General features: G+C 64.4%; 15 protein-coding genes and 1 riboswitch. Of the genes, 8 read left to right on the top strand and 7 right to left on the bottom strand.

The window, feature by feature from the left end; genetic code table 11:
* Positions 1-73: 73 nt before the first annotated feature.
* The 5 genes from sucD to PQ457_RS09035 form a co-directional block, all read right to left on the bottom strand.
* Complete coding sequence (sucD, locus tag PQ457_RS09055; RefSeq protein WP_273616555.1) at positions 74-964, bottom strand: succinate--CoA ligase subunit alpha; 891 nt, start codon at positions 962-964, stop codon at positions 74-76.
* Between the two features lie 73 nt (positions 965-1,037).
* Positions 1,038-2,000: a malate dehydrogenase gene (gene mdh, locus PQ457_RS09050; RefSeq protein ID WP_273616554.1), complete on the bottom strand. Its 963-nt coding sequence runs from the start codon at positions 1,998-2,000 to the stop codon at positions 1,038-1,040.
* A gap of 304 nt (positions 2,001-2,304) precedes the next feature.
* Complete coding sequence (locus PQ457_RS09045; protein WP_273616553.1) at positions 2,305-4,257, bottom strand: putative bifunctional diguanylate cyclase/phosphodiesterase; 1,953 nt, start codon at positions 4,255-4,257, stop codon at positions 2,305-2,307.
* A 159-nt stretch (positions 4,258-4,416) separates the two neighbouring features.
* Positions 4,417-4,743 carry a hypothetical protein gene (locus PQ457_RS09040; RefSeq protein ID WP_273616552.1) on the bottom strand — a complete coding sequence of 109 codons (327 nt, stop codon included), beginning with the start codon at positions 4,741-4,743 and terminating at the stop codon, positions 4,417-4,419.
* A 204-nt stretch (positions 4,744-4,947) separates the two neighbouring features.
* The gene (locus tag PQ457_RS09035; RefSeq protein WP_273616551.1) at positions 4,948-6,204 is read right to left on the bottom strand and encodes a cell wall hydrolase; all 1,257 of its coding nucleotides are present in this window, start codon (positions 6,202-6,204) and stop codon (positions 4,948-4,950) included.
* Between the two features lie 211 nt (positions 6,205-6,415).
* A riboswitch (cobalamin riboswitch) is annotated at positions 6,416-6,627 on the top strand.
* Positions 6,628-6,741: 114 nt separating this feature from the next.
* On the opposite strand from PQ457_RS09035, the gene PQ457_RS09030 reads away from it, so the two are divergent.
* From PQ457_RS09030 to PQ457_RS08995, 8 genes are all read left to right on the top strand, one after another.
* Positions 6,742-8,589 carry a TonB-dependent receptor plug domain-containing protein gene (locus PQ457_RS09030; protein ID WP_273616550.1) on the top strand — a complete coding sequence of 616 codons (1,848 nt, stop codon included), beginning with the start codon at positions 6,742-6,744 and terminating at the stop codon, positions 8,587-8,589.
* A 20-nt stretch (positions 8,590-8,609) separates the two neighbouring features.
* The gene (locus PQ457_RS09025) at positions 8,610-9,446 is read left to right on the top strand and encodes an ABC transporter substrate-binding protein (RefSeq protein ID WP_273616549.1); all 837 of its coding nucleotides are present in this window, start codon (positions 8,610-8,612) and stop codon (positions 9,444-9,446) included.
* Positions 9,446-10,423, top strand: a complete 978-nt coding sequence (locus PQ457_RS09020; RefSeq protein ID WP_273616548.1) for a FecCD family ABC transporter permease — start codon at positions 9,446-9,448, stop codon at positions 10,421-10,423. Before PQ457_RS09025 ends, PQ457_RS09020 begins: the two co-directional genes overlap by 1 nt.
* Positions 10,420-11,175, top strand: coding sequence for an ABC transporter ATP-binding protein (locus PQ457_RS09015; protein WP_273616547.1), 756 nt, complete (start codon positions 10,420-10,422; stop codon positions 11,173-11,175). The genes PQ457_RS09020 and PQ457_RS09015 overlap by 4 nt, the downstream gene beginning before the upstream one ends.
* Positions 11,176-11,254: 79 nt before the next feature.
* The gene (locus tag PQ457_RS09010) at positions 11,255-12,571 is read left to right on the top strand and encodes a DUF3857 domain-containing protein (RefSeq protein ID WP_273616546.1); all 1,317 of its coding nucleotides are present in this window, start codon (positions 11,255-11,257) and stop codon (positions 12,569-12,571) included.
* A gap of 70 nt (positions 12,572-12,641) precedes the next feature.
* The gene (gene uvrA / locus PQ457_RS09005; protein ID WP_273616545.1) at positions 12,642-15,554 is read left to right on the top strand and encodes an excinuclease ABC subunit UvrA; all 2,913 of its coding nucleotides are present in this window, start codon (positions 12,642-12,644) and stop codon (positions 15,552-15,554) included.
* Positions 15,551-15,826 carry a hypothetical protein gene (locus tag PQ457_RS09000; RefSeq protein ID WP_273616544.1) on the top strand — a complete coding sequence of 92 codons (276 nt, stop codon included), beginning with the start codon at positions 15,551-15,553 and terminating at the stop codon, positions 15,824-15,826. The genes uvrA and PQ457_RS09000 overlap by 4 nt, the downstream gene beginning before the upstream one ends.
* A gap of 94 nt (positions 15,827-15,920) precedes the next feature.
* Complete coding sequence (locus tag PQ457_RS08995) at positions 15,921-16,628, top strand: phosphatase PAP2 family protein (protein ID WP_273616543.1); 708 nt, start codon at positions 15,921-15,923, stop codon at positions 16,626-16,628.
* Positions 16,629-16,906: 278 nt separating this feature from the next.
* On the opposite strand, the gene PQ457_RS08990 is transcribed toward PQ457_RS08995, so the two are convergent.
* Positions 16,907-18,118, bottom strand: coding sequence for an argininosuccinate synthase (locus PQ457_RS08990; RefSeq protein ID WP_273616542.1), 1,212 nt, complete (start codon positions 18,116-18,118; stop codon positions 16,907-16,909).
* Positions 18,119-18,196: 78 nt separating this feature from the next.
* The gene (locus PQ457_RS08985) at positions 18,197-18,952 is read right to left on the bottom strand and encodes an SDR family oxidoreductase (RefSeq protein WP_273616541.1); all 756 of its coding nucleotides are present in this window, start codon (positions 18,950-18,952) and stop codon (positions 18,197-18,199) included.
* Positions 18,953-19,000: the final 48 nt, after the last annotated feature.

Here is a 19,000-nt window from a genome sequence, read left to right as displayed (position 1 = left end):
GGCACATGGCATTCTTCTAACACCGGGCGTGCTGAACCACAGATGGCCATCACGCCCGGTATTGAACTTAAATTCAGCCCTTAAGCACTTCGGCGAGGGTTTCGCCGAGCAGGCTGGGGCTGGCCGAGACCTTGATGCCGGCCTCTTCCATCGCCGCGATCTTGTCTTCGGCGCCGCCCTGGCCGCCCGAGACGATCGCACCGGCGTGGCCCATGCGGCGGCCCGGAGGAGCCGTGCGGCCGGCGATGAACCCGGCCATCGGCTTCTTGCGCCCGCGCTTGGCTTCGTCCTTGAGGAACTGGGCCGCTTCTTCTTCCGCGCTGCCGCCGATTTCGCCGATCATGATGATCGACTTGGTGGCTTCGTCGGCCAGGAAGAGTTCGAGCACGTCGATGAAGTTCGTGCCGTTGACCGGGTCGCCGCCGATGCCGACCGCGGTGGTCTGGCCAAGGCCGATGTTGGTGGTCTGGAACACCGCTTCATAGGTCAGCGTGCCCGAGCGCGAGACGACGCCCACGGAGCCTTCCTTGAAGATCGAACCGGGCATGATGCCGATCTTGCACTGGTTCGGCGTCAGCACGCCGGGGCAGTTCGGACCGATCAGGCGCGACTTGCTGCCCGAAAGGGCGCGCTTCACGCGGACCATGTCGGCCACGGGGATGCCTTCGGTGATCGCAACGATCAGCTCGATTTCAGCGTCGATTGCTTCGAGGATCGAGTCAGCGGCGAATGGCGGCGGAACGTAGATGACCGAAGCGGTCGCGCCCGAAACAGCCTTGGCTTCGGCAACCGTGTCCCAGATCGGCAGGTTGGTTTCGGCATGGATCGTGCCGCCCTTGCCGGGAGTGACGCCGCCAACCATCTGCGTGCCATAGGCCAGCGCCTGCTGCGTGTGGAAAGTGCCGGTCTTGCCGGTCATCCCCTGCGTGATGACCTTGGTATTCTTGTCAATCAGGATCGACATTGGATTCTCCGAGATGGGGAGGAGGTCGTCTTATTATTTTGGCCCCGGCTTGGTGCCGGGGCCATTATTTCGATCAGGCCAGCGAGGGGTCGATGCCCTTGCACGCCACCAGCAGTTCCTTCACCGCCTCGACCGAGACGTTCAGGTTGGCCTGGGCTTCGTCGTCCAGCTCGATCTCGATGACCTTTTCCACGCCGCCGGCGCCGATCATGACCGGAACGCCCACATACAGGTCGTTCACGCCATATTCGCCGTTTACATAGGCGGCCGAAGGCAGGATGCGCTTCTGGTCATTGAGGTAGGCTTCGGCCATGGCGATCGCCGAGGCGGCCGGGGCGTAGAAAGCCGAACCGGTCTTGAGCAGGCCGACGATCTCGCCGCCGCCCGAACGGGTGCGGGCCACGATGGCGTCGATCTTTTCCTGCGTCGACAGGCCCATCTTGATCAGGTCGGGAACGGGGATGCCGTTGACGGTCGAGTACTGAACCACCGGCACCATCGTGTCGCCGTGGCCGCCCAGAACGAAGGTGTTCACGTCGCGGATCGACACGCCGAATTCCCAGGCCAGGAACGTGGTGAAGCGGGCCGAGTCGAGCACGCCGGCCATGCCGACGACCTTGTTCGCGGGCAGACCCGAGAATTCGCGCAGAGCCCACACCATCGCGTCGAGCGGGTTGGTGATGCAGATCACGAAAGCGTCGGGGCAGTTGTTCTTGATGCCTTCGCCGACAGCCTTCATCACCTTGAGGTTGATGCCGAGCAGATCGTCGCGGCTCATGCCGGGCTTGCGCGGAACGCCGGCGGTGACGATCACCACATCGGCGCCGGCCAGATCGGCATAATCATTCGTACCAGTGATCTTGGCGTCAAAGCCTTCGACCGGGCCGCACTGCGACAGGTCAAGAGCCTTGCCCTGAGGAACGCCCTCGACAACGTCGAACAGGACGATGTCGCCCAGTTCCTTCTGCGCTGCCAGATGAGCGAGCGTGCCGCCGATGTTGCCGGCGCCGATCAGGGCAATCTTCTTGCGAGCCATGAACCAATCCTTCCCTACTTGCGGGGCTTCCCCTTGGCCGGAAGTGGCCGCAGGATAGCGGGTGTTTCACTGACCATCATACGCAGTCCCGCAAGCGCGCAGGTGGCCCTTAACCGAATTGGGGGTGGCCCTATTCCTGTCTTTGCCGCATTGCAAGGCGGGAAAAGCATATAAGACGAAAGAGTTTGCGCGACTAATTCGCAATAGCGGAAAGCCTTGGCTCTATAACCGATATGGCAATTAAATTGGCGCATCTATGCCATATCCGGTTTGACATACGTAACCATCCCGGATGAACAGGCGTTCAGGCGTGCTTGCGAGCGGGCGCCGAGTCTTGATGGGGAGTCGCGGGCGCGGCATCGGCCCCGATCCGGCGGCGCTCCTGCGCCAGCAGCATCGCGGCCAGATAGTCCGGCACGGCCCGGCTGAAATACCAGCCCTGACCCAGCGTGCATCCGGTGTCGCGCACCGCCTGCACCTGTTCCAGCGTTTCCAGACCTTCGGCCACGATCTCCATCCCCAGCGTCTTGCCCATGGCCGCCACCGCGCAGATGATCGCGTGGCTGGTCGTCCCGGCGCTGAGCCCGGAGATGAAGCTGCGGTCGATCTTGATCTTTTTGAAGGGATAGCGGTCGAGATAACCGAGGGACGAATAGCCGGTGCCGAAATCGTCCAGCGCAAAACGCACGCCGGCCCCGGCCAGTTCGTTGATGAAGGCCGAGGTGTTGGGGCTGTGATCCAGCAATGTGGTTTCGGTGATTTCCAGTTCAAGGCGGCTGGGCGGCAGTTTCGCCTCGCGCAGCGCGTTGAGGATGCCCAGCGCCGCCCCCGGCGCGCGGATCTGGAGCGGCGAGAGGTTGACCGCCAGCGTCACATCCTCCGGCCACTCGGCGGCGACGCGCGCCGCCTTGGCGGTGATCCAGTTGCCCAGCGTGATGATCGCCCCGCTTTCCTCGGCCACCGGGATGAATTCGTCGGGCCGCAATTCGCCCTTTTCCGGGTGGAACCAGCGCACCAGCGCCTCGAACGCCCGGATCCGCCCGGTTTCCAGATCGACCAGCGGCTGGAAATGGACGGAAAGCTCATCTCGCTGCAGCGCAAGGCGCAGTTCGGCCTCGATCTCCTTGCGGCGGATCAGGTCGCGCGTCATGGCGGGGTTGAAGCTGACAATCTGTTTGCGGCCGTTCAGCTTGGCATGGTTAAGCGCCAGATCGGCGCCTTGCAGCACAGCCTCCAGATCGGTGCCATGTTCGGGCAGCACCGCGATGCCGATCGAGCAGCCGATCTCAAGCCGGTCATCATCGATGCGCAGCGGGCGCAGGATGTCGGTCAGAATGGTGTCGGCCACGCCCTTGATGGCCGCGTCAGAGGCGGCCTCAAAGGCGATGATGAATTCGTCGCCGCCAAACCGGCCGATGCCCGCCCCGACCGGCGCGCTGCGACGCAGGCGCGCCGCCACCTCGACCAGACAGCGGTCGCCCACCTGATGGCCCAGCGTGTCGTTGATTTCCTTGAACCGGTCCAGATCCAGCCACAGGATTGCCAGCTTGCTGCCCTCCGGGATCGCCACAAGGCGTTCGACCAGATGGTGGTTGAGCCCTGCGCGGTTGAGCAGGCCGGTGACAATATCGGTGCGCGCCAGATGCTGCATCTTTTCGGCCAGACGCTGGCTGGTTTCGGCGCTGGCAATCGAATCGCGCAGCGTGCGAAACACATTAAGCGTGATCGACATCATCGCGGGCAGCACGAGGAACAGCGTAAAGGCCAGCAGTCGGCTCGCCAGATCGGGCTGCATCCCGGCCGCCACGATCACCGGCAGCAGCGCCAGCGCCAATTGCCCGATGGCAATCGCGGGGCGCCCGGCGTTGCGCGCGGCAATCCCCACCGAATAGGCAATCGCATTGCCCACCATCAGCGTGCGTACCGGTCCCGGCACCGGATGGAAAAACGTCAGCGCCGCGATCATCCCGGCCATGATCGAATAGGAAAATGCGCCTAATTCATAAATGATTTCAAGCGCGCGCGCCTTATGCGCCATCCATCGCGGCAGGATCGTGGCGCTGGCCACGCGCATCAGCGCGATGGCCGACAAGATCCAGGCAGCAAGGGTAATGGAGCGATTGCCCGATTCAATGGCGGCGGTTGCGCTGGTCAGAATTCCGCACAGGGCGCCGATCGCCAGAGACGACGGTTGCGTATAGAGCGTGGTGACCAGAATGGCTCTTGCCCGGTCATCAGCAGCATGGGTTTTGAACAAAACCCGCAACGTGTCGAATAAAGGACGGATCGGACAACTCCCGTTGGACAAGGGCAACCTAGGGGAGGACTCGTCACAGATTGGTTAACGGCGTTGCCGAACGTTCAAAGTTTGTCGCATTTATACAAAAATGTGACCCCTCTGCCGCCCCTGTTCAGGCTAGACCAGCGTTTCAAACTCCTCCACCGAACGGTGTGCCATGGCCAGCCGATGGGCCATCTGTCGGTCCAGCTTGCGGCAGACGCCGAGCCAGTGGCGGTATTGATCCCGATTGCCCTCGAAAAAGGCGCGCAAGGCGATGTTGCGCGCGCGCTCTGCTGCGCCAAGGCCGTGGCGGGCGAAATGTTGCAGCGCGCTGTACAGCATGGGATCGGTTTCGACCTGACTGTCATGGTCATTGGCCGGTGCGCGCAGCCGGGGGCGGCGCAACACGCGCGCCACAGCGCCGCATTCACCCGCACCTGCCGCTGCAAATCGGATCGACATGCCTGAATATTCCTCAATCTCGATTGAAAATCAGTGTCGGTCTATCACGGTGGGGCTAAGCCTTCGTGTTTTGCCTTGGTTATCATATTCCTGTCGCAGGTTAACCGAGTTTGCCCCCATCTTGGACCAACCGAAGGTTAAAGCACCCCGCCGCGCCGCGACAAAAACGGTGCGGCGCGGCGGATTTAGCGGGCAAAACAGGGTTTATTCGGGATCGCCGATCCAACGCCCGCTGTTCTGATATTCGGGGCGAACATTGTCGCTGCCGGGCAAATTGGCGGCGCGATAGGCGTTATCGCCGCCATGGCGCAGCGCTTCGGCGGTATATTGCGGCGCGGCGGCGGCGGGCGCGGCGGCGATTGCGCCGCTATGTTGAACAGGGCCAAAGGTCTGACCCATTTTGGCGGCATAGGCGCGTTCGATCGCGATCGGATCATCGACCAGTTCGCGAACTGCAAAGGCCACGCGTTGATGCGGCACGGGCAGCGGTTCGCTGATGGCATGAACAAAGCGGAAGGCGGCGGAATCGCCCGCCGGACCTTGCATGCGATAGAAGCGATGCGCGCCGATCTGGCCGATGAAGTGCAGGCTGTCGGCCCAATAGGGATGGACGGCAAATGTATGATAATGCGTGGCAAGCCCGACCGGCGCATAGACATAGCCGGCCAATGCCGCGCGGGCCACGGCTTCGGCGCGGCTCCAGAAATAGCGGCTGGGCTTGCGCATCAGCGCGCCGTCGCAGGTAAAGGTGAACTGGCACCCGGTGGCGCGTTCCGAACCCTGAAACACCACGCCGCACACGCTTTTGGGATAGGCGGGATGGGCCATGCGGTTCAGCACGACCTGCGCCACGGCGCGCTGGCCATCGTCGGGTTCGCTGGCGGCCTCGTAATAGACCGCAGCGGTCAGGCAGGAGAGCGCGCGTTCCCGGTCCACCGCATTGGCCAGGCCCGAAAGCGCGCGCGCGGCCGGGCCTGATCCGGGCAGGGGCGTATCTTCATCGCCCTGCGCCGCTGCGCCGCCATCCCAATGCAGCCCCGGCGCCATCGCGGCCAGTGCCCCGCGCCAACCCGTGGCGGGGGCAGGCTGTTCGACCTCGCGGCTGACATAATAATAGGCCGCGCCCGGCCAGCTGTCGCCCGGCTGCTCAAAGGGCATCGGGGCCGTGCTGCTCTGACCATCGACGGGGTCGGCTTCTTCATGGGCGGTGGTGGCCGCCAGCGCCAGCGCGCCGGTGCCTTGCCCGCGCCATGCCTGCACGGCCAGCATTGCCAGCAGGGCGCAGGCCACCGCCAGCAGGCGCTGCATCGTCGCGCGGCGCAGATCTGCATTGCGCAAGGCATTGATTTTCATGCCATGCCCCCGGCGCAGCCCCGTCGCATGGTCCAGCCGTCCTTCATCGCGCAGGGGCGGGGCGGAAAACGGGGCGTCGAACGCAAGGGTGGCACGCGGCTTGTTCATCCTGACTACTCGGCCTGTGGCAAATCGGGCGATCATGGCAAAACACACAATCGCCGGGGCTGCACCTGCCGAATTGGGGCCGTCTCATTGCGGCACGGATGGGGCGGATAATCCTTAATGCCTTAATTTCGCGCCCTCCGATCAGGGTTAAAAAAGCCTTGTCCGCCGCCCTCCGGCGCAACCCCTTGCACCTTTGGGCATGTGGGGCTAGGGGGTCGGCCACGCCAACGGTGCCCTTCGCAAGGGGGGCTGAATAGGGAATTTGCCCGTCCTTGCCTTGCCAAGGAGGGATGCAAAGCTGCCCCCGCAACTGTTTCCGGGCGAGCGTACCGTCACATGCCACTGGGCCGATCGGTCTGGGAAGGCGGCGGATGCGCGATGACCCCGGATAGCCAGGAGACCTGCCGGTGGTGGTCGTTCAGCGCCGGGCGGGGAAGACCGGATGCAGCGCGATGCCGTCTGTTTCCATGCGCAAGGGGCGCGTGGGGCGGCCTCTCCCGCCACGAACGGCAAATAGCCTTCGTGAGGGAAAGAGCTATGAAAATCCGTTATTTCGCCGCCGCTTCGTCGCTGGTCGCGCTGGCCCTGTCCGCGCCTGCCATCGCCGCCGAGGATGCCGGGGCCATCACCGTTCTGGCCACCGGCAACAGCCAGCCGGTCGATGAGACCGGGCAGTCGATCAGCGTGGTCGATTTGGCCGAGATCCAGTCGATCCAGGGGCCGGACCTGACGCGCGTTCTGACCCGCCTGCCGGGCGTGTCCTTTGCCCGCGCGGGCGGCCTTGGCGCCACCACCAGCTTTTTCGTGCGCGGCGCCAATTCCGAACAGACCCTTGTGATGATCGACGGGGTCAAGGTCGAGGACACGGCGGCGCCCTCGGGCGGCTATGACTTTGCCAATCTTGTCAGCGGCGGCGTGGGCCGGATCGAACTGCTGCGCGGATCAAACAGCGTGGTATGGGGCAGCAATGCCATCGGCGGCGTCATCGCCATCACCAGCCGCGAGTTGAACGGCGCGGAACTGAATTTCGAGGGCGGCAGCAATAGCACCTTTGACGCGGGCGCCACGCTGGGCATCGCGCGCGATGCCTATGCCGTCACGCTCAACGGCGGCTATATCAGCACCGACGGCATCCCCACCCGCACCACCGACACGCGCGCCAACGGTTTCCACCAGACCCGCCTGTCCACCCGCGCGCGGCTGCGTCTGGCGCAGGGTCTCAACCTTGTGGCCACGGCCCGCTATGCCGATGGTCAGGTGGGCGTTGATTCCTATGACTGGGTGCTGGGTTATGTGAACCGGGGCGAGGTGCAGTCGAGCGAGCAGGTTTCGGGCCGCGTGGGTCTGGAATATTCGGCCGACAAATATTCGGCGCGTCTGGGCATCAGCCAGTCCTCGCTGCGCCGGGGCTATATCGACCCCACGGTTCAGTCCACCGAATACAGTTCCTATCTGGGCCGCAGCACGCGCATCGACGGGGCGGCCCATGTCGATCTGCCCTATTTCTTCTCCGCCGATGTGGGCGGCGAGGCGATGTGGAACCATGCGCGCTCGTATTATTTCACGCCCGGCGCGGTGAATGATGCGAATATCGCCAGCGGCTATGGCCTGCTGGGCTGGCGTGCGTTTGGGCTGAGCCTGTCGGGCGGCCTGCGCGTGGACAGCCATTCCACCTTTGGCACCCACACCAGTTTTGGCGCGAACGGCACGTATTACCTGATCGACGACCTGCGCCTGCGCGCTTCCTATGGCGAGGGGTTCCGCGCCCCCTCCCTTTATCAGTTGTTCGACCCCTATTCGGGCAATCAGGGGCTGAAGGCGGAAACCAGCAAGTCTTATGACGTTGGCCTTGAAAAGGGCGACCGCAATGGCAAGCTGTACGGCGCCGTCACATGGTTCCACCGCAACATCAACAACCAGATCGACTATGACCTGTCCACCTCGACCTATGCCAATCTGGGCCGCACGCGGGCCGAGGGTCTGGAATTTGAAACCGGCCTGCGCCCGGTCGATGCGCTGCAACTGCGCGCGCTCTACACTTTCGTGAAGAGCACCAACCAGACCGCCGGCAGCAGCGCGCTGGGCAAGGATCTGGCGCGTCGTCCGCGTCATATGGTCACCTGGTCGGCCGACTGGAAGACGCCGCTGGCAGGCCTTGCCATCGGCGGCGACATCCGCCTTGTCTCGTCCAGCTTTGACAATGCGGCCAACAGCAACCGTCTGGCGGGCTATGCCTTGGTTGGCCTGCGTGCCAGCATGCCGGTGGGCGATCATGCCGAAATCTTTGGCCGCATCGAAAACCTGACGAATGAACGCTATGCCGTGGTCAAGGATTACAATTCCTATGGCCGCACCGCATCGCTGGGCCTGCGGGCCAAGCTGTAATGCGGGTCAGGCTGTAACTGATGCGCGGGGGGCTGGCCCTGCTTGGCGCCTTGATGGTGGGGGCCTGCTCTCCCGCCATGCCCAAGGTTCCGCCCTCCCGCATCATCAGCCTTAATCCCTGCACCGATGCGCTGCTGGTCGAACTGGCCGACCGCGATCAGATCGGGGCGCTTTCCGCCTACAGCCGTGATCCGGCGCAAAGCTCGATGGATGTGGCGCGGGCGCGCGCCTTTCCCTTCACGCGCGGCGCGATGGAGGAAGTGATCGCCGCCCAGCCATCCATGGTGGTTTCGGGCAGCTTTACGCCGGCCGCCACCCGCGCCGCCTATGCGCGAATGGGCCTGCGCCTCAAGGAATTTTCCATGGCGTCCACCGTGGAGGAGAGCGAGGCGCAGATCCGGCGCATGGCCGCCCTGCTGGGCCATCCCGACCGGGGCGAGGCGATGATCGCCCGGATCAACCGGGCCATGCGCCAAGCCGCGCCCCCGCCCGGCGCCAAGCCTTTGCCCGCGCTGATCTGGCATGGCGGCGGGCTGGTTGTCGGGGGCGAGACTTTGGTGTCCGATCTGCTGCGCCGCACCGGTTTCACGCCCTTTGCCGCGATCCGGGGCATGGGTCAGTCGCAGTTTCTGCCGCTGGAGCGGATGGTGGTCGATCCGCCGCGTGTGTTGCTGGTCATTGGCCATGGCGATGCCGATGGCGGGCGCGAGGGGCGGCGGGTGCTGGGCCATCCGGTGCTGGCGCAATTGCGCGCGATGCAGCGTTTCGATTTTGACGCGGGGCTGGAATATTGCGGCGGCCCCACCATTGTCCGCGCCGCGCAAAGGCTGGCGCAAATCCGCCGGGAGGCCCATTGATGACGCGGTTGAACATGGGTTTGGCATGCGCACTGGCGCTGGCTTTTGCCGCTTCTCTGTTGGCGGGGCGGGTATGGATTGATCCGTTCCATCCCGATGTTCCCGGCGCCGGGCTGATCCTGATGCAATTGCGCCTGCCGCGCAGCGTGCTGGCCGTGCTGGTGGGCGGGGGGCTGGGGGCGGCAGGCGCTGCGATGCAGGCTTATCTGCGCAATCCTCTGGCCGATCCGGGCCTGTTCGGCATCGCGCCCAGCGCGGCGCTTGGCGCAGTGCTCAGCATCTGGCTGGGGTCTTATGGTTTGGCGCTTGGGCCATGGGCGCTGCCGGTCTTTGCGCTGGCGGGGGCGGGCGGGGCGATGGCGCTGCTGGGCCTGATCGCGGGGCGTTCGTCGGGGGGCGTGGCGCTGTTCACTTTGGCGGGCATGATGATTTCCAGCCTGTCGGGCGCCTTGATGAGCCTGGCCATCAGCCTGTCGCCTTCGCCCTTTGCCCTTTCGGAAATCGTGACATGGCTGATGGGGGCGCTGGCGGATCGTTCGTGGCATGAGGTGTGGATTGCCGCGCCTCTGGTGGCCGCAGGTCTGGGCGCATTCGTGGTGGCGGGCCGCTCGCTCGATGCGCTCACGCTGGGCGAGGCTGCGGCGCGCTCGCTGGGCGTCGATCCGCGCCGGTTGCAGGCTTTGCTGATCCTTGGCGTCGGGGCAACGGTGGGGGGTAGCGTGGCGGTGGCCGGGATCATCGGTTTTGTCGGGCTTGTCGTGCCGCATCTGCTGCGCCCCTTGACCGACCGGCGGCCCTCGTCGCTGATCGTGCCATCGGCGCTGGGCGGGGCCTTGCTGCTGGTGGTGGGCGACAGTGTGTGCCGTATCCTGCCGCTGGCGGGGGGCGAATTGCGGCTGGGGATTGCGCTGTCCCTGCTGGGCGCGCCCTTCTTTCTGGCGCTGCTCTGGCGGATGCGCGAAGGGGGATGGCGATGATGCTTTGCGCGCGTAATCTGACGCTGGCCGGGCGGCTGGACGATGTCTCCCTCGACCTCTCGCCGGGGCAGGTGACGGCGATCTGCGGCCCCAATGGCGCGGGCAAATCCAGCCTTGTTTCGGCCATGGCGGGGGTCTTGCCGGTATCGGGGCGCTTGTCGCTGGATGGGCATGACCTGCCCGCGATGCCTCCGCGCGAAAGGGCGCGCCTGCTCGGCTATCTGCCGCAAGGGGGCGAGGCGGCGTGGGATGTCAGCGTGCGCACGCTGGTCAAATTGGGGCGTTTGCCGTGGCAGGCGGCGCCCTTGCACCGCGCGCATGCCGATGACGCACAGGACCGCGCGGCGGTGGCGCAGGCCATGGCGGCGATGGATCTGGAGCATTTGGCGCAGCGCCCGCTTTCGCGCCTGTCGGGCGGTGAACGGGCGCGGGCCTTGCTGGCGCGGGTGCTGGCGGGCTGTCCGCGCTGGGTGCTGGCCGATGAACCTTTGGCCAGCCTCGATCTGGGCCATGGGCTGCGCCTGCTGACGGCGCTGCGTGATCAGGCGGCGCAGGGCGTTGGCGTTTGCCTTGTGCTGCATGATCTGGGCATGGCGATGAACCATGCCGACCGTGTGGTGGTGATGGACCGGGGCCGTGTGGTGGCCGACGGGCCGCCGGGCGAGGCGCTGGGCGAGGAGGTGATCGCGCGCGTCTGGGGCGTGACGGGGCGCTGGCTGGGGCCGGAGGGCGCCCGGGCGTTAAGCCTTTAATGTGCCAAATGGGAACGGCGGGCCAATTTGCGGGTTAACCGAATGGACATGGCGTGTGCTTTGCGGTTGTCTTGGCGCCATGAACAAGGGTTTGCCTTTCCTCGTCCTGATGGCCTTGCTGGCCGGGCCGCTGCGCGCGGATGAATTGCCGCGTGCCGATGTCGCGCCTGCATGGGTGGTGCCTGTCGCCATGCCCACCACTTTGCAGCCAGCCGGGGCAGCCCCCCTGCATATGGTGATGCAGGACCAGCAGGTATGGTTTCACGGCGGCACGACCAGTTTCTATCAGCGTCGCATCCTGCGCATCGATCAACCCGAAGGCATTCAGGGCATGGCGCGGCTGTCGGTGCAGTGGCGGCCCGAAACCGACCGTTTGACGATCCACGCCTTTCGTTTGACGCGGGGCAATCGGACCAATGACCTGTTGCCCTCGGTGCAGGAAGTGCTGGCGCATAAAGGCAGCAATCTTGGCGGTTTGCGTGTGGATGGACAGCGTTCGCTGGGCCTGCCGATTGCGGGCATGGCGGTGGGCGATGTGATCGAGATCGCCTGGACCATCGACCGCACCGAGCCTTTGCTGGGCGGCCATCACGAGGTGTCGCTGGATGCGGGCAGCTATGGGGTGATCGACAGGCTGGCGCTGGCGGCGCGATGGGACGGGGCGCGGCCGATGGGGGTGGCAGCCGAAAACCTGCCTGCCGCGCTTGAGCGGGGGCCGGGGCGGGTGGCGATGGTCACTGATGCGCTGGCCGAGAGCAAGGCGGCCCGCGTGCTGGAACTGTCGGATTTTGCGCAATGGGCCGATGTGGCGGGGGTGTTCGCGCCGCTGTTTGACGCGGCGCGGCGGGTCGGGCCTGATTCGCCCCTGCGCGGGCAAATCGCCGATATTCGCGCGGCGAGCGGCGATCCTTTGGCGCAGGCCGGGATGGCGTTGACCATTGCGCGGCGCGATGTGCGCTATCTCTATGTCGGGCTGGGGCAGGGTAATCTGAAACCCATGCCTGCCGATCAGGTGTGGCTGCGCGGCTTTGCCGACTGCAAGGGCAAGGCGGCGCTGTTGCTGGGCCTGCTCGACGGGCTGGGGATCAAGGCCGAGGCCGCGCTGGTGGCGACGCAGGGGGGCGAGGGGATGGACCGCCGGTTGCCCAGCGTGACGGGCTTTGACCATGTGATCGTGCGGGCGCAGATTGCCGGGCGGGTCTATTGGCTGGACCCCACCGCCGAGATGGAGGACAAGGAGGCCACGCTCAATCTGGCCGCGATGCCGGTGCCGCGCTATGGCTGGGCCTTGCCGGTGCGGGCCGGGGCCGGGCTGGAGGCGCTGGGCAGCATGCGCAATGCGCGCGCACAAACCGGCGGCGCAAGGGCCAAGGCACGCGCCCCCAGGGGAACTTGATCGGCGGGCAGGGTTTGTCTAGCGGGGATTGAGGCTTGCATCCCGCGAACAAATCTGGAACACCGCCACCATGAGTCTGACCCACATCACTGTGCGCGGCGCGCGCGAGCATAATCTCAAAGGCATCGACATCTCTCTGCCGAGGGACAGTCTGATCGTCATCACCGGCCTGTCGGGTTCGGGGAAATCCTCGCTGGCGTTCGACACGATCTATGCCGAGGGGCAGCGGCGCTATGTCGAGAGCCTGTCGGCCTATGCGCGCCAGTTCCTTGAAATGATGCAAAAGCCCGATGTCGAGCATATTGACGGGCTGTCGCCTGCTATCTCCATCGAGCAGAAGACCACCAGCCGCAACCCGCGATCAACCGTGGCTACGGTGACCGAGATTTATGACTACATGCGCCTGCTCTGGGCGCGGGTGGGTGTGCCTTATTCGCCCGCCACGGGATTGCCGATTGCGGCGCAGACCGTGTCGCAGATGGTGGACCGGGTTATGGCGCTGCCCGAAGGGACGCGGGCCTATTTGCTGGCCCCGGCGGTGCGCGGGCGCAAGGGCGAATATCGCAAGGAGATCGCCGAGTGGCAGAAGGCGGGCTATACGCGCCTGCGCGTCGATGGCGAGTTGATGGCGATTGAGGACGTGCCCGCGCTCGACAAGAAGCTGAAGCATGACATCGAGGTGGTGGTTGACCGCATCGCGGTGAAGCCGGGCATCGAATCGCGTCTTGCGGATTCGTTTGAACAGGCGTTGAAGCTGGCCGAGGGATTGGCCTTTGTTGACCTTGCCGATGGGGTGGTTCCCGGCCGCGAGGGCGAGGTGGCGCAGGGTTCGAAGAAGAAGGGCGCGCAGTTGAAGGGGGCCGGGGTTCCGGCCAACCGCATTGTGTTTTCCGAAAAATTCGCCTGTCCGGTCTCGGGCTTCACGCTGGAGGCGGTCGAGCCGCGCCTGTTCTCGTTCAACGCGCCGCAGGGGGCGTGCCCGGCCTGCGATGGTCTGGGCGAGAAATTGCTGTTCGATCCGCAGCTTGTCGTGCCCAACGAGGCGCTGAGCATCAAGGAAGGGGCGGTGGTGCCATGGGCCAAATCGAACCCGCCTTCGCCCTATTACATGCAGGTGCTGGCCTCGCTGGGTGGGCATTACGGGTTCAGTCTGGAAACGCCTTGGGCCGATCTGCCGACCGAGGTGAAGATTGTTGTGCTCTATGGCACGGGCAAGGCGCCGGTGCCGCTGACCTTTATCGACGGCAAGAAGGCCTATACGGTCACCAAGCCGTTTGAGGGCGTGATCGGCAATCTCAACCGCCGGATGCTCCAGACCGAGAGCGCGTGGATGAAGGAGGAACTGGGCAAATTCCAGACTTCCCAGCCTTGCGAGGTGTGCGAGGGCAAGCGGTTGAAGCCCGAAGCGCTGTGCGTGAAAGTGGCGCAGAGCGATATTTCCAGCGCGACGCGGTTGAGCGTTTCGGATGCCTTGGCGTGGTTTTCGACGCTCGATGAAAAGCTGACGGATCAGCAGCGCCAGATTGCCAAGGCGATCCTCAAGGAAATCAATGAAAGACTTGGTTTCCTTAACAATGTCGGCCTAGATTATCTCAATCTGGACCGCACCAGCGGCACGCTTTCGGGCGGGGAAAGTCAGCGGATTCGTTTGGCCAGCCAGATCGGGTCGGGCCTGTCGGGCGTGCTTTATGTGCTCGATGAACCATCAATCGGCCTGCACCAGCGTGACAATGACCGCTTGCTGGAAACGCTCAAGCGCCTGCGCGATCTGGGCAATACGGTGATCGTGGTCGAGCATGACGAGGATGCGATCCGCACCGCCGACTATATCGTCGATCTGGGGCCGGGCGCGGGCGTCCATGGCGGCAGTATCGTGGCCGAGGGGACGCTGGAAGACATTCTGGCCAACCCCGACAGCATCACCGGGCAATATCTGACCGGCGAGCGGCGGATCGAGGTGCCCAGCGAGCGCAGGCCGGGCAATGGCAAGGCAATAGTCGTTGAGAATGCGCGGGCGAACAATCTCAAGGGCGTGACAGCGCGGTTTCCTTTGGGGACCTTCTGTTGCGTTACCGGCGTGTCGGGATCGGGCAAATCGACGCTGACGCTCGATACGTTGCAGGCCGGGGCCAGCCGCGTTTTGAACGGGGCGCGGGTGATTGCAGGGGCGCATGATCGGATTGTGGGCCTTGAACATTGCGACAAGGTGATCGAGATCGATCAGAGCCCCATCGGCCGCACGCCGCGCTCCAATCCGGCCACCTATACAGGCGCCTTCGGGCAAATCCGTGACTGGTTTGCGGGTCTGCCAGAGGCGCAGGCGCGCGGATATAAGGCGGGGCGGTTCAGCTTTAACGTCAAGGGCGGGCGGTGCGAGGCGTGTCAGGGCGATGGTCTGATCAAGATCGAGATGCACTTCCTGCCCGATGTCTATGTGACTTGTGAGGAATGCGGCGGAAAGCGTTATAATCGCGAGACTTTGGAGGTGAAGTTCAAGGGCCATTCCATCGCCGATGTGCTGGACATGACCATCGAGGATGCCGAAAGTTTCTTTGCCAATGTGCCGCCGATCCGCGACCGGATGCATATGCTGAACGAGGTCGGCCTCGGCTATGTCAAGGTGGGACAGCAGGCTACGACCTTGTCGGGCGGCGAGGCGCAGCGCGTCAAACTGGCCAAGGAACTGGCGCGGCGCTCGACCGGCAAGACGCTCTATGTGCTGGATGAACCGACCACGGGCCTGCATTTCGAGGATGTGCGCAAACTGCTCGAAGTGCTGCACCGGCTGGTCGATCAGGGCAATTCGGTGGTGGTGATCGAGCATAATCTCGATGTCATCAAGACCGCCGACTGGATCATCGACATGGGGCCGGAGGGCGGCGTGCGCGGCGGCATGGTCGTGGCCGAAGGGACACCCGAACAGGTGGCCGCCAATCCGGCCAGCTTTACGGGGGGATATCTGAAGCCGTTGCTCAAGCGGTGATCTGGGCCGTTCTGATATGGCCGCTGATTATCGGGATGGATGGCGCATTTTGGGCGAAGATTGATGGCATGATGTCCTTCCCTTCGGCCCGGTGGCGCTGGCGTCGGAGGCGGCGGTTGCCTTGGGTGGCGATGTGGGCGTGGTGCGTGGTAACGATCCGATTTGTCGCACCATCAACGCAGGCGGAATGGCAATCCGTGGTAATGATGGCTTCCGGCGTGGCTATTCTGGTCTGGTGGGTTGTGGCGATCCATCGCGATTTGCAGGAATGAGGCCAGGCGGGGCATGTGGGGTCCGCTGTTTTGGGCTTGTCCCGGTTTTGTCATCGCCGCGCGATAGCAGGGCGCCTTTCATGGAGTGGCGGCTATGCGTTTGACGGCATTGGGGCTGATGGCTTTGGCATTGTGCGGCGTGGCTTATGCCGGGGCGCCGTTGCGCGAAATGGCCGATCCGCCCCAGATCCATTACCTCAATCCCGCCGAAGTCGCGCCGCGCCTGATCTTTGCGCCCCCGCCCGGCGAGGCGATGACGCGGCAGGAACTGGACTTCCTCCATCGCCTGATCGCGGCGACGCCCGCAGACCGGATCGCCCGCGCCCGTGCCGATGGCGAGGATGAGACGCCCGCGATCTACAGCGCCGCGCTGGGCCGCGATTTGCGCCAATTGCCCGCGACATGGAACCTGTTGGTGACCATTGAGGAAGAGGCCAATGCGGTGATCGGTATGGGCAAGGATGAATTTGCCCGGCCCCGGCCCTATCAGACCGATCCCACGATGCCTACCTGCAACGCGGTGAAACCGGGCAAGAGCCCGCGTTCCTATCCCAGCGGCCATGCCAGCGTGGGCTATTCCATGGGCTGGGCGCTGGCGCGTCTGGCGCCGCAGCGGGCCGAGGCGGTGCTGACGCGGGCCGATGATTATGCGCTGGGGCGCTGGCTGTGCGGCGTGCATTATCCGAGCGACACGTCAGCCAGCCGGGGCGCGGCAATGGTGGTGGCTGAGCGTTTGCTGGCCGATCCGCGTTTGGCGGTTCAGGTGGCGGCGGCGCGGGGGGAGCTGGCGGGGTTGCGTTAGAGGGGTTTGCCTCCGGCGGGCAAAGGGCGAGGGCCCTTTGCAATCCCGTTACCGCCCTTTGTGTTGATGAACGTCGTCGCGCGACGTGGCTGCGCCGCAGGCTTTAAAACCGCTTCGCGGATTGCTCCACTTCGTCTGCCAAGCGCCACCCGATAAGGGGATTGCAAAGGGATGAATCCCTTTGCCCGCCGGAGGCAAACCTTCTTCTTTAAACACCAAAAAGAAACGCCGGAGACCTCGCGGCCCCCGGCATCCTTAATTCGGCTAACCTGCAAACCTTACTTCTGGTTCGCCAGCAGCTTCAGACGCAGCGCGTTCAGCTTGATGAAGCCCGCTGCGTCCTTCTGGTCATAGGCGCCCGCGTCATCTTCGAAGGTCACGTGGCGTTCGCTGTACAGGGAATAAGGCGACTTGCGGCCCACGACATAGGCGCCGCCCTTATAGAGCTTCAGGCGGACGGTGCCCGAAACCTTGGCCTGCGAATGGTCGATGGCGGCCTGGAGCATTTCGCGCTCGGGGCTGAACCAGAAACCGTTGTAGATCAGCTCGGCATACTTGGGCATGATCTCATCCTTGAGATGGGCCGCGCCGCGATCCAGCGTGATCGATTCGATGCCGCGATGCGCGCGGGCATAGATTTCGCCGCCGGGCGTTTCATACATGCCGCGCGACTTCATGCCAACGAAACGGTTTTCGACCAGATCAAGGCGGCCGATGCCATGCTTGCGGCCCAGATCATTGAGAGCGGCCAGCAGTGTGGCAGGCGACATCGCTTCGCCGTTCAGCGCTACGCCATCGCCCTTTTCGAACTCGATCTCGATATATTCGGGGGCGTCGGGCGCGTCTTCCGGGTTCACCGTGCGCGAATAGACATAATCGGGCGTTTCCTGCCACGGATCTTCCAGAACCTTGCCTTCCGAGCTGGTGTGCAGCAGGTTGGCGTCGGTCGAGAAGGGGCTTTCGCCGCGCTTGTCCTTGGGCACGGGGATCTGGTGCTCTTCGGCCCACTTGATCAGCGCGGTGCGGCTGGTCAGATCCCATTCGCGCCAGGGGGCGATGACCTTGATGCCCGGCTCCAGAGCATAGGCCGACAGTTCAAAGCGAACCTGGTCGTTGCCCTTGCCGGTGGCGCCATGCGAGACGGCGTCGGCGCCGGTTTCGCGCGCGATTTCAATCAGGCGCTTGGAAATCAGCGGGCGCGCAATCGAGGTGCCCAGCAGATAGTCGCCCTCATAGCGAGCATTGGCGCGCATCATCGGGAAGACGAAATCGCGCACGAATTCCTCGCGCAGGTCGTCGATATAGATATGCTCGGGCTTCACGCCCATCAATTCGGCCTTGGCGCGGGCGGGGGCCAGTTCTTCGCCCTGACCCAGATCGGCGGTGAAGGTCACCACTTCGCAATTATAGGTGACTTGCAGCCACTTGAGGATGACCGAGGTGTCAAGCCCGCCCGAATAGGCGAGAACGACGCGCTTGATGTCTGACATGGGGCGCTCCGCATAGGAAGAAAGAGATTGGCGCCGCGCCTAGCAGGGCATGCGCCAAGGGGCAAGCGTTTGGGCCCCCTATCCGCCCCGCGCCAGATAGAGGACATCGCGCGGCTGCGAGAGCAGATGCTGGCCGGAATCGACAAACAGCGTTTCTCCGCTGGCCAGCCAGCCATCGGCAAGGAACAGCGCGGCATCGGCAATTTCCGCCGGATCGGTCAACCGGCCTAGCAGGTTCATCCGGCCCGAGGTCTCATGCTCATGCGGCTGCTGGTCGAAACTGGGCAGCATGGCGCCCGGCGCGATGGCATAGACACGATCCTGAGGCCCCGCCGCGCCCATCGCCAGCATCCGCACGGTGGCCGACAGGGCATGCTTGGCCATCGTATAGCTGAAGAAATCGGGGTTGGGATTGGCCAGCTTCATGTCGGTGATGGCGATCACCCGGCGGCCCGCCCGCGCCCGCGCATGGGCCAGAAAGGCCTGCGCCATGCGGGTGGGCGTTTGCGCATTGACCGTCATCGCCTCGGCAAAGACATCGGCGTCGATCGCGCGGGCATCATCATAGCGGAACACGGCGGCCGAATTGACCAAAATACGCCAGTCGCCCAACCGCTGCGCCAGATCCTTCACCATGGCAACGCCCGCATCGGGATCGGCCAGATCGCAGCCCACGCATTCGGCGCTGGGCAATTGCGCGGCCAGCGCTTCGGCATCCTTGCGGCTTTGGCCATAGTGGATCACGACATGCCATCCCGCCGCGCCAAAACGATGAGCAATGCGCGCGCCAATACGTTTGGCGCCGCCGGTGATAAGCAAGGCAGGACGGGTCATGCCCCCATCAAGCATAAAGCGCGCGATGAGGGAAGGCGGCTTGAGGGG

This window comes from Novosphingobium humi (assembly GCF_028607105.1).
In the GTDB taxonomy this organism is placed as follows: domain Bacteria; phylum Pseudomonadota; class Alphaproteobacteria; order Sphingomonadales; family Sphingomonadaceae; genus Novosphingobium; species Novosphingobium humi.
Note: the sequence above shows the minus strand (reverse complement) of the source record. Positions and strands in the feature narration are given on the sequence as shown.

Excerpts from the sequence above, each read along its gene's own strand:
- PQ457_RS08985 (WP_273616541.1), bottom strand. The coding sequence starts at position 18,952 with ATGACCCGTCCTGCCTTGCTTATCACCGGCGGCGCCAAACGTATTGGC.
- PQ457_RS09015 (WP_273616547.1), top strand. The coding sequence starts at position 10,420 with ATGATGCTTTGCGCGCGTAATCTGACGCTGGCCGGGCGGCTGGACGAT.
- PQ457_RS08990 (WP_273616542.1), bottom strand. The coding sequence starts at position 18,118 with ATGTCAGACATCAAGCGCGTCGTTCTCGCCTATTCGGGCGGGCTTGAC.
- uvrA (WP_273616545.1), top strand. The coding sequence starts at position 12,642 with ATGAGTCTGACCCACATCACTGTGCGCGGCGCGCGCGAGCATAATCTC.
- PQ457_RS09020 (WP_273616548.1), top strand. The coding sequence starts at position 9,446 with ATGACGCGGTTGAACATGGGTTTGGCATGCGCACTGGCGCTGGCTTTT.
- mdh (WP_273616554.1), bottom strand. The coding sequence starts at position 2,000 with ATGGCTCGCAAGAAGATTGCCCTGATCGGCGCCGGCAACATCGGCGGC.
- PQ457_RS08995 (WP_273616543.1), top strand. The coding sequence starts at position 15,921 with ATGCGTTTGACGGCATTGGGGCTGATGGCTTTGGCATTGTGCGGCGTG.
- PQ457_RS09030 (WP_273616550.1), top strand. The coding sequence starts at position 6,742 with ATGAAAATCCGTTATTTCGCCGCCGCTTCGTCGCTGGTCGCGCTGGCC.
- PQ457_RS09035 (WP_273616551.1), bottom strand. The coding sequence starts at position 6,204 with ATGAACAAGCCGCGTGCCACCCTTGCGTTCGACGCCCCGTTTTCCGCC.
- sucD (WP_273616555.1), bottom strand. The coding sequence starts at position 964 with ATGTCGATCCTGATTGACAAGAATACCAAGGTCATCACGCAGGGGATG.
- PQ457_RS09040 (WP_273616552.1), bottom strand. The coding sequence starts at position 4,743 with ATGTCGATCCGATTTGCAGCGGCAGGTGCGGGTGAATGCGGCGCTGTG.
- PQ457_RS09025 (WP_273616549.1), top strand. The coding sequence starts at position 8,610 with ATGCGCGGGGGGCTGGCCCTGCTTGGCGCCTTGATGGTGGGGGCCTGC.
- PQ457_RS09010 (WP_273616546.1), top strand. The coding sequence starts at position 11,255 with ATGAACAAGGGTTTGCCTTTCCTCGTCCTGATGGCCTTGCTGGCCGGG.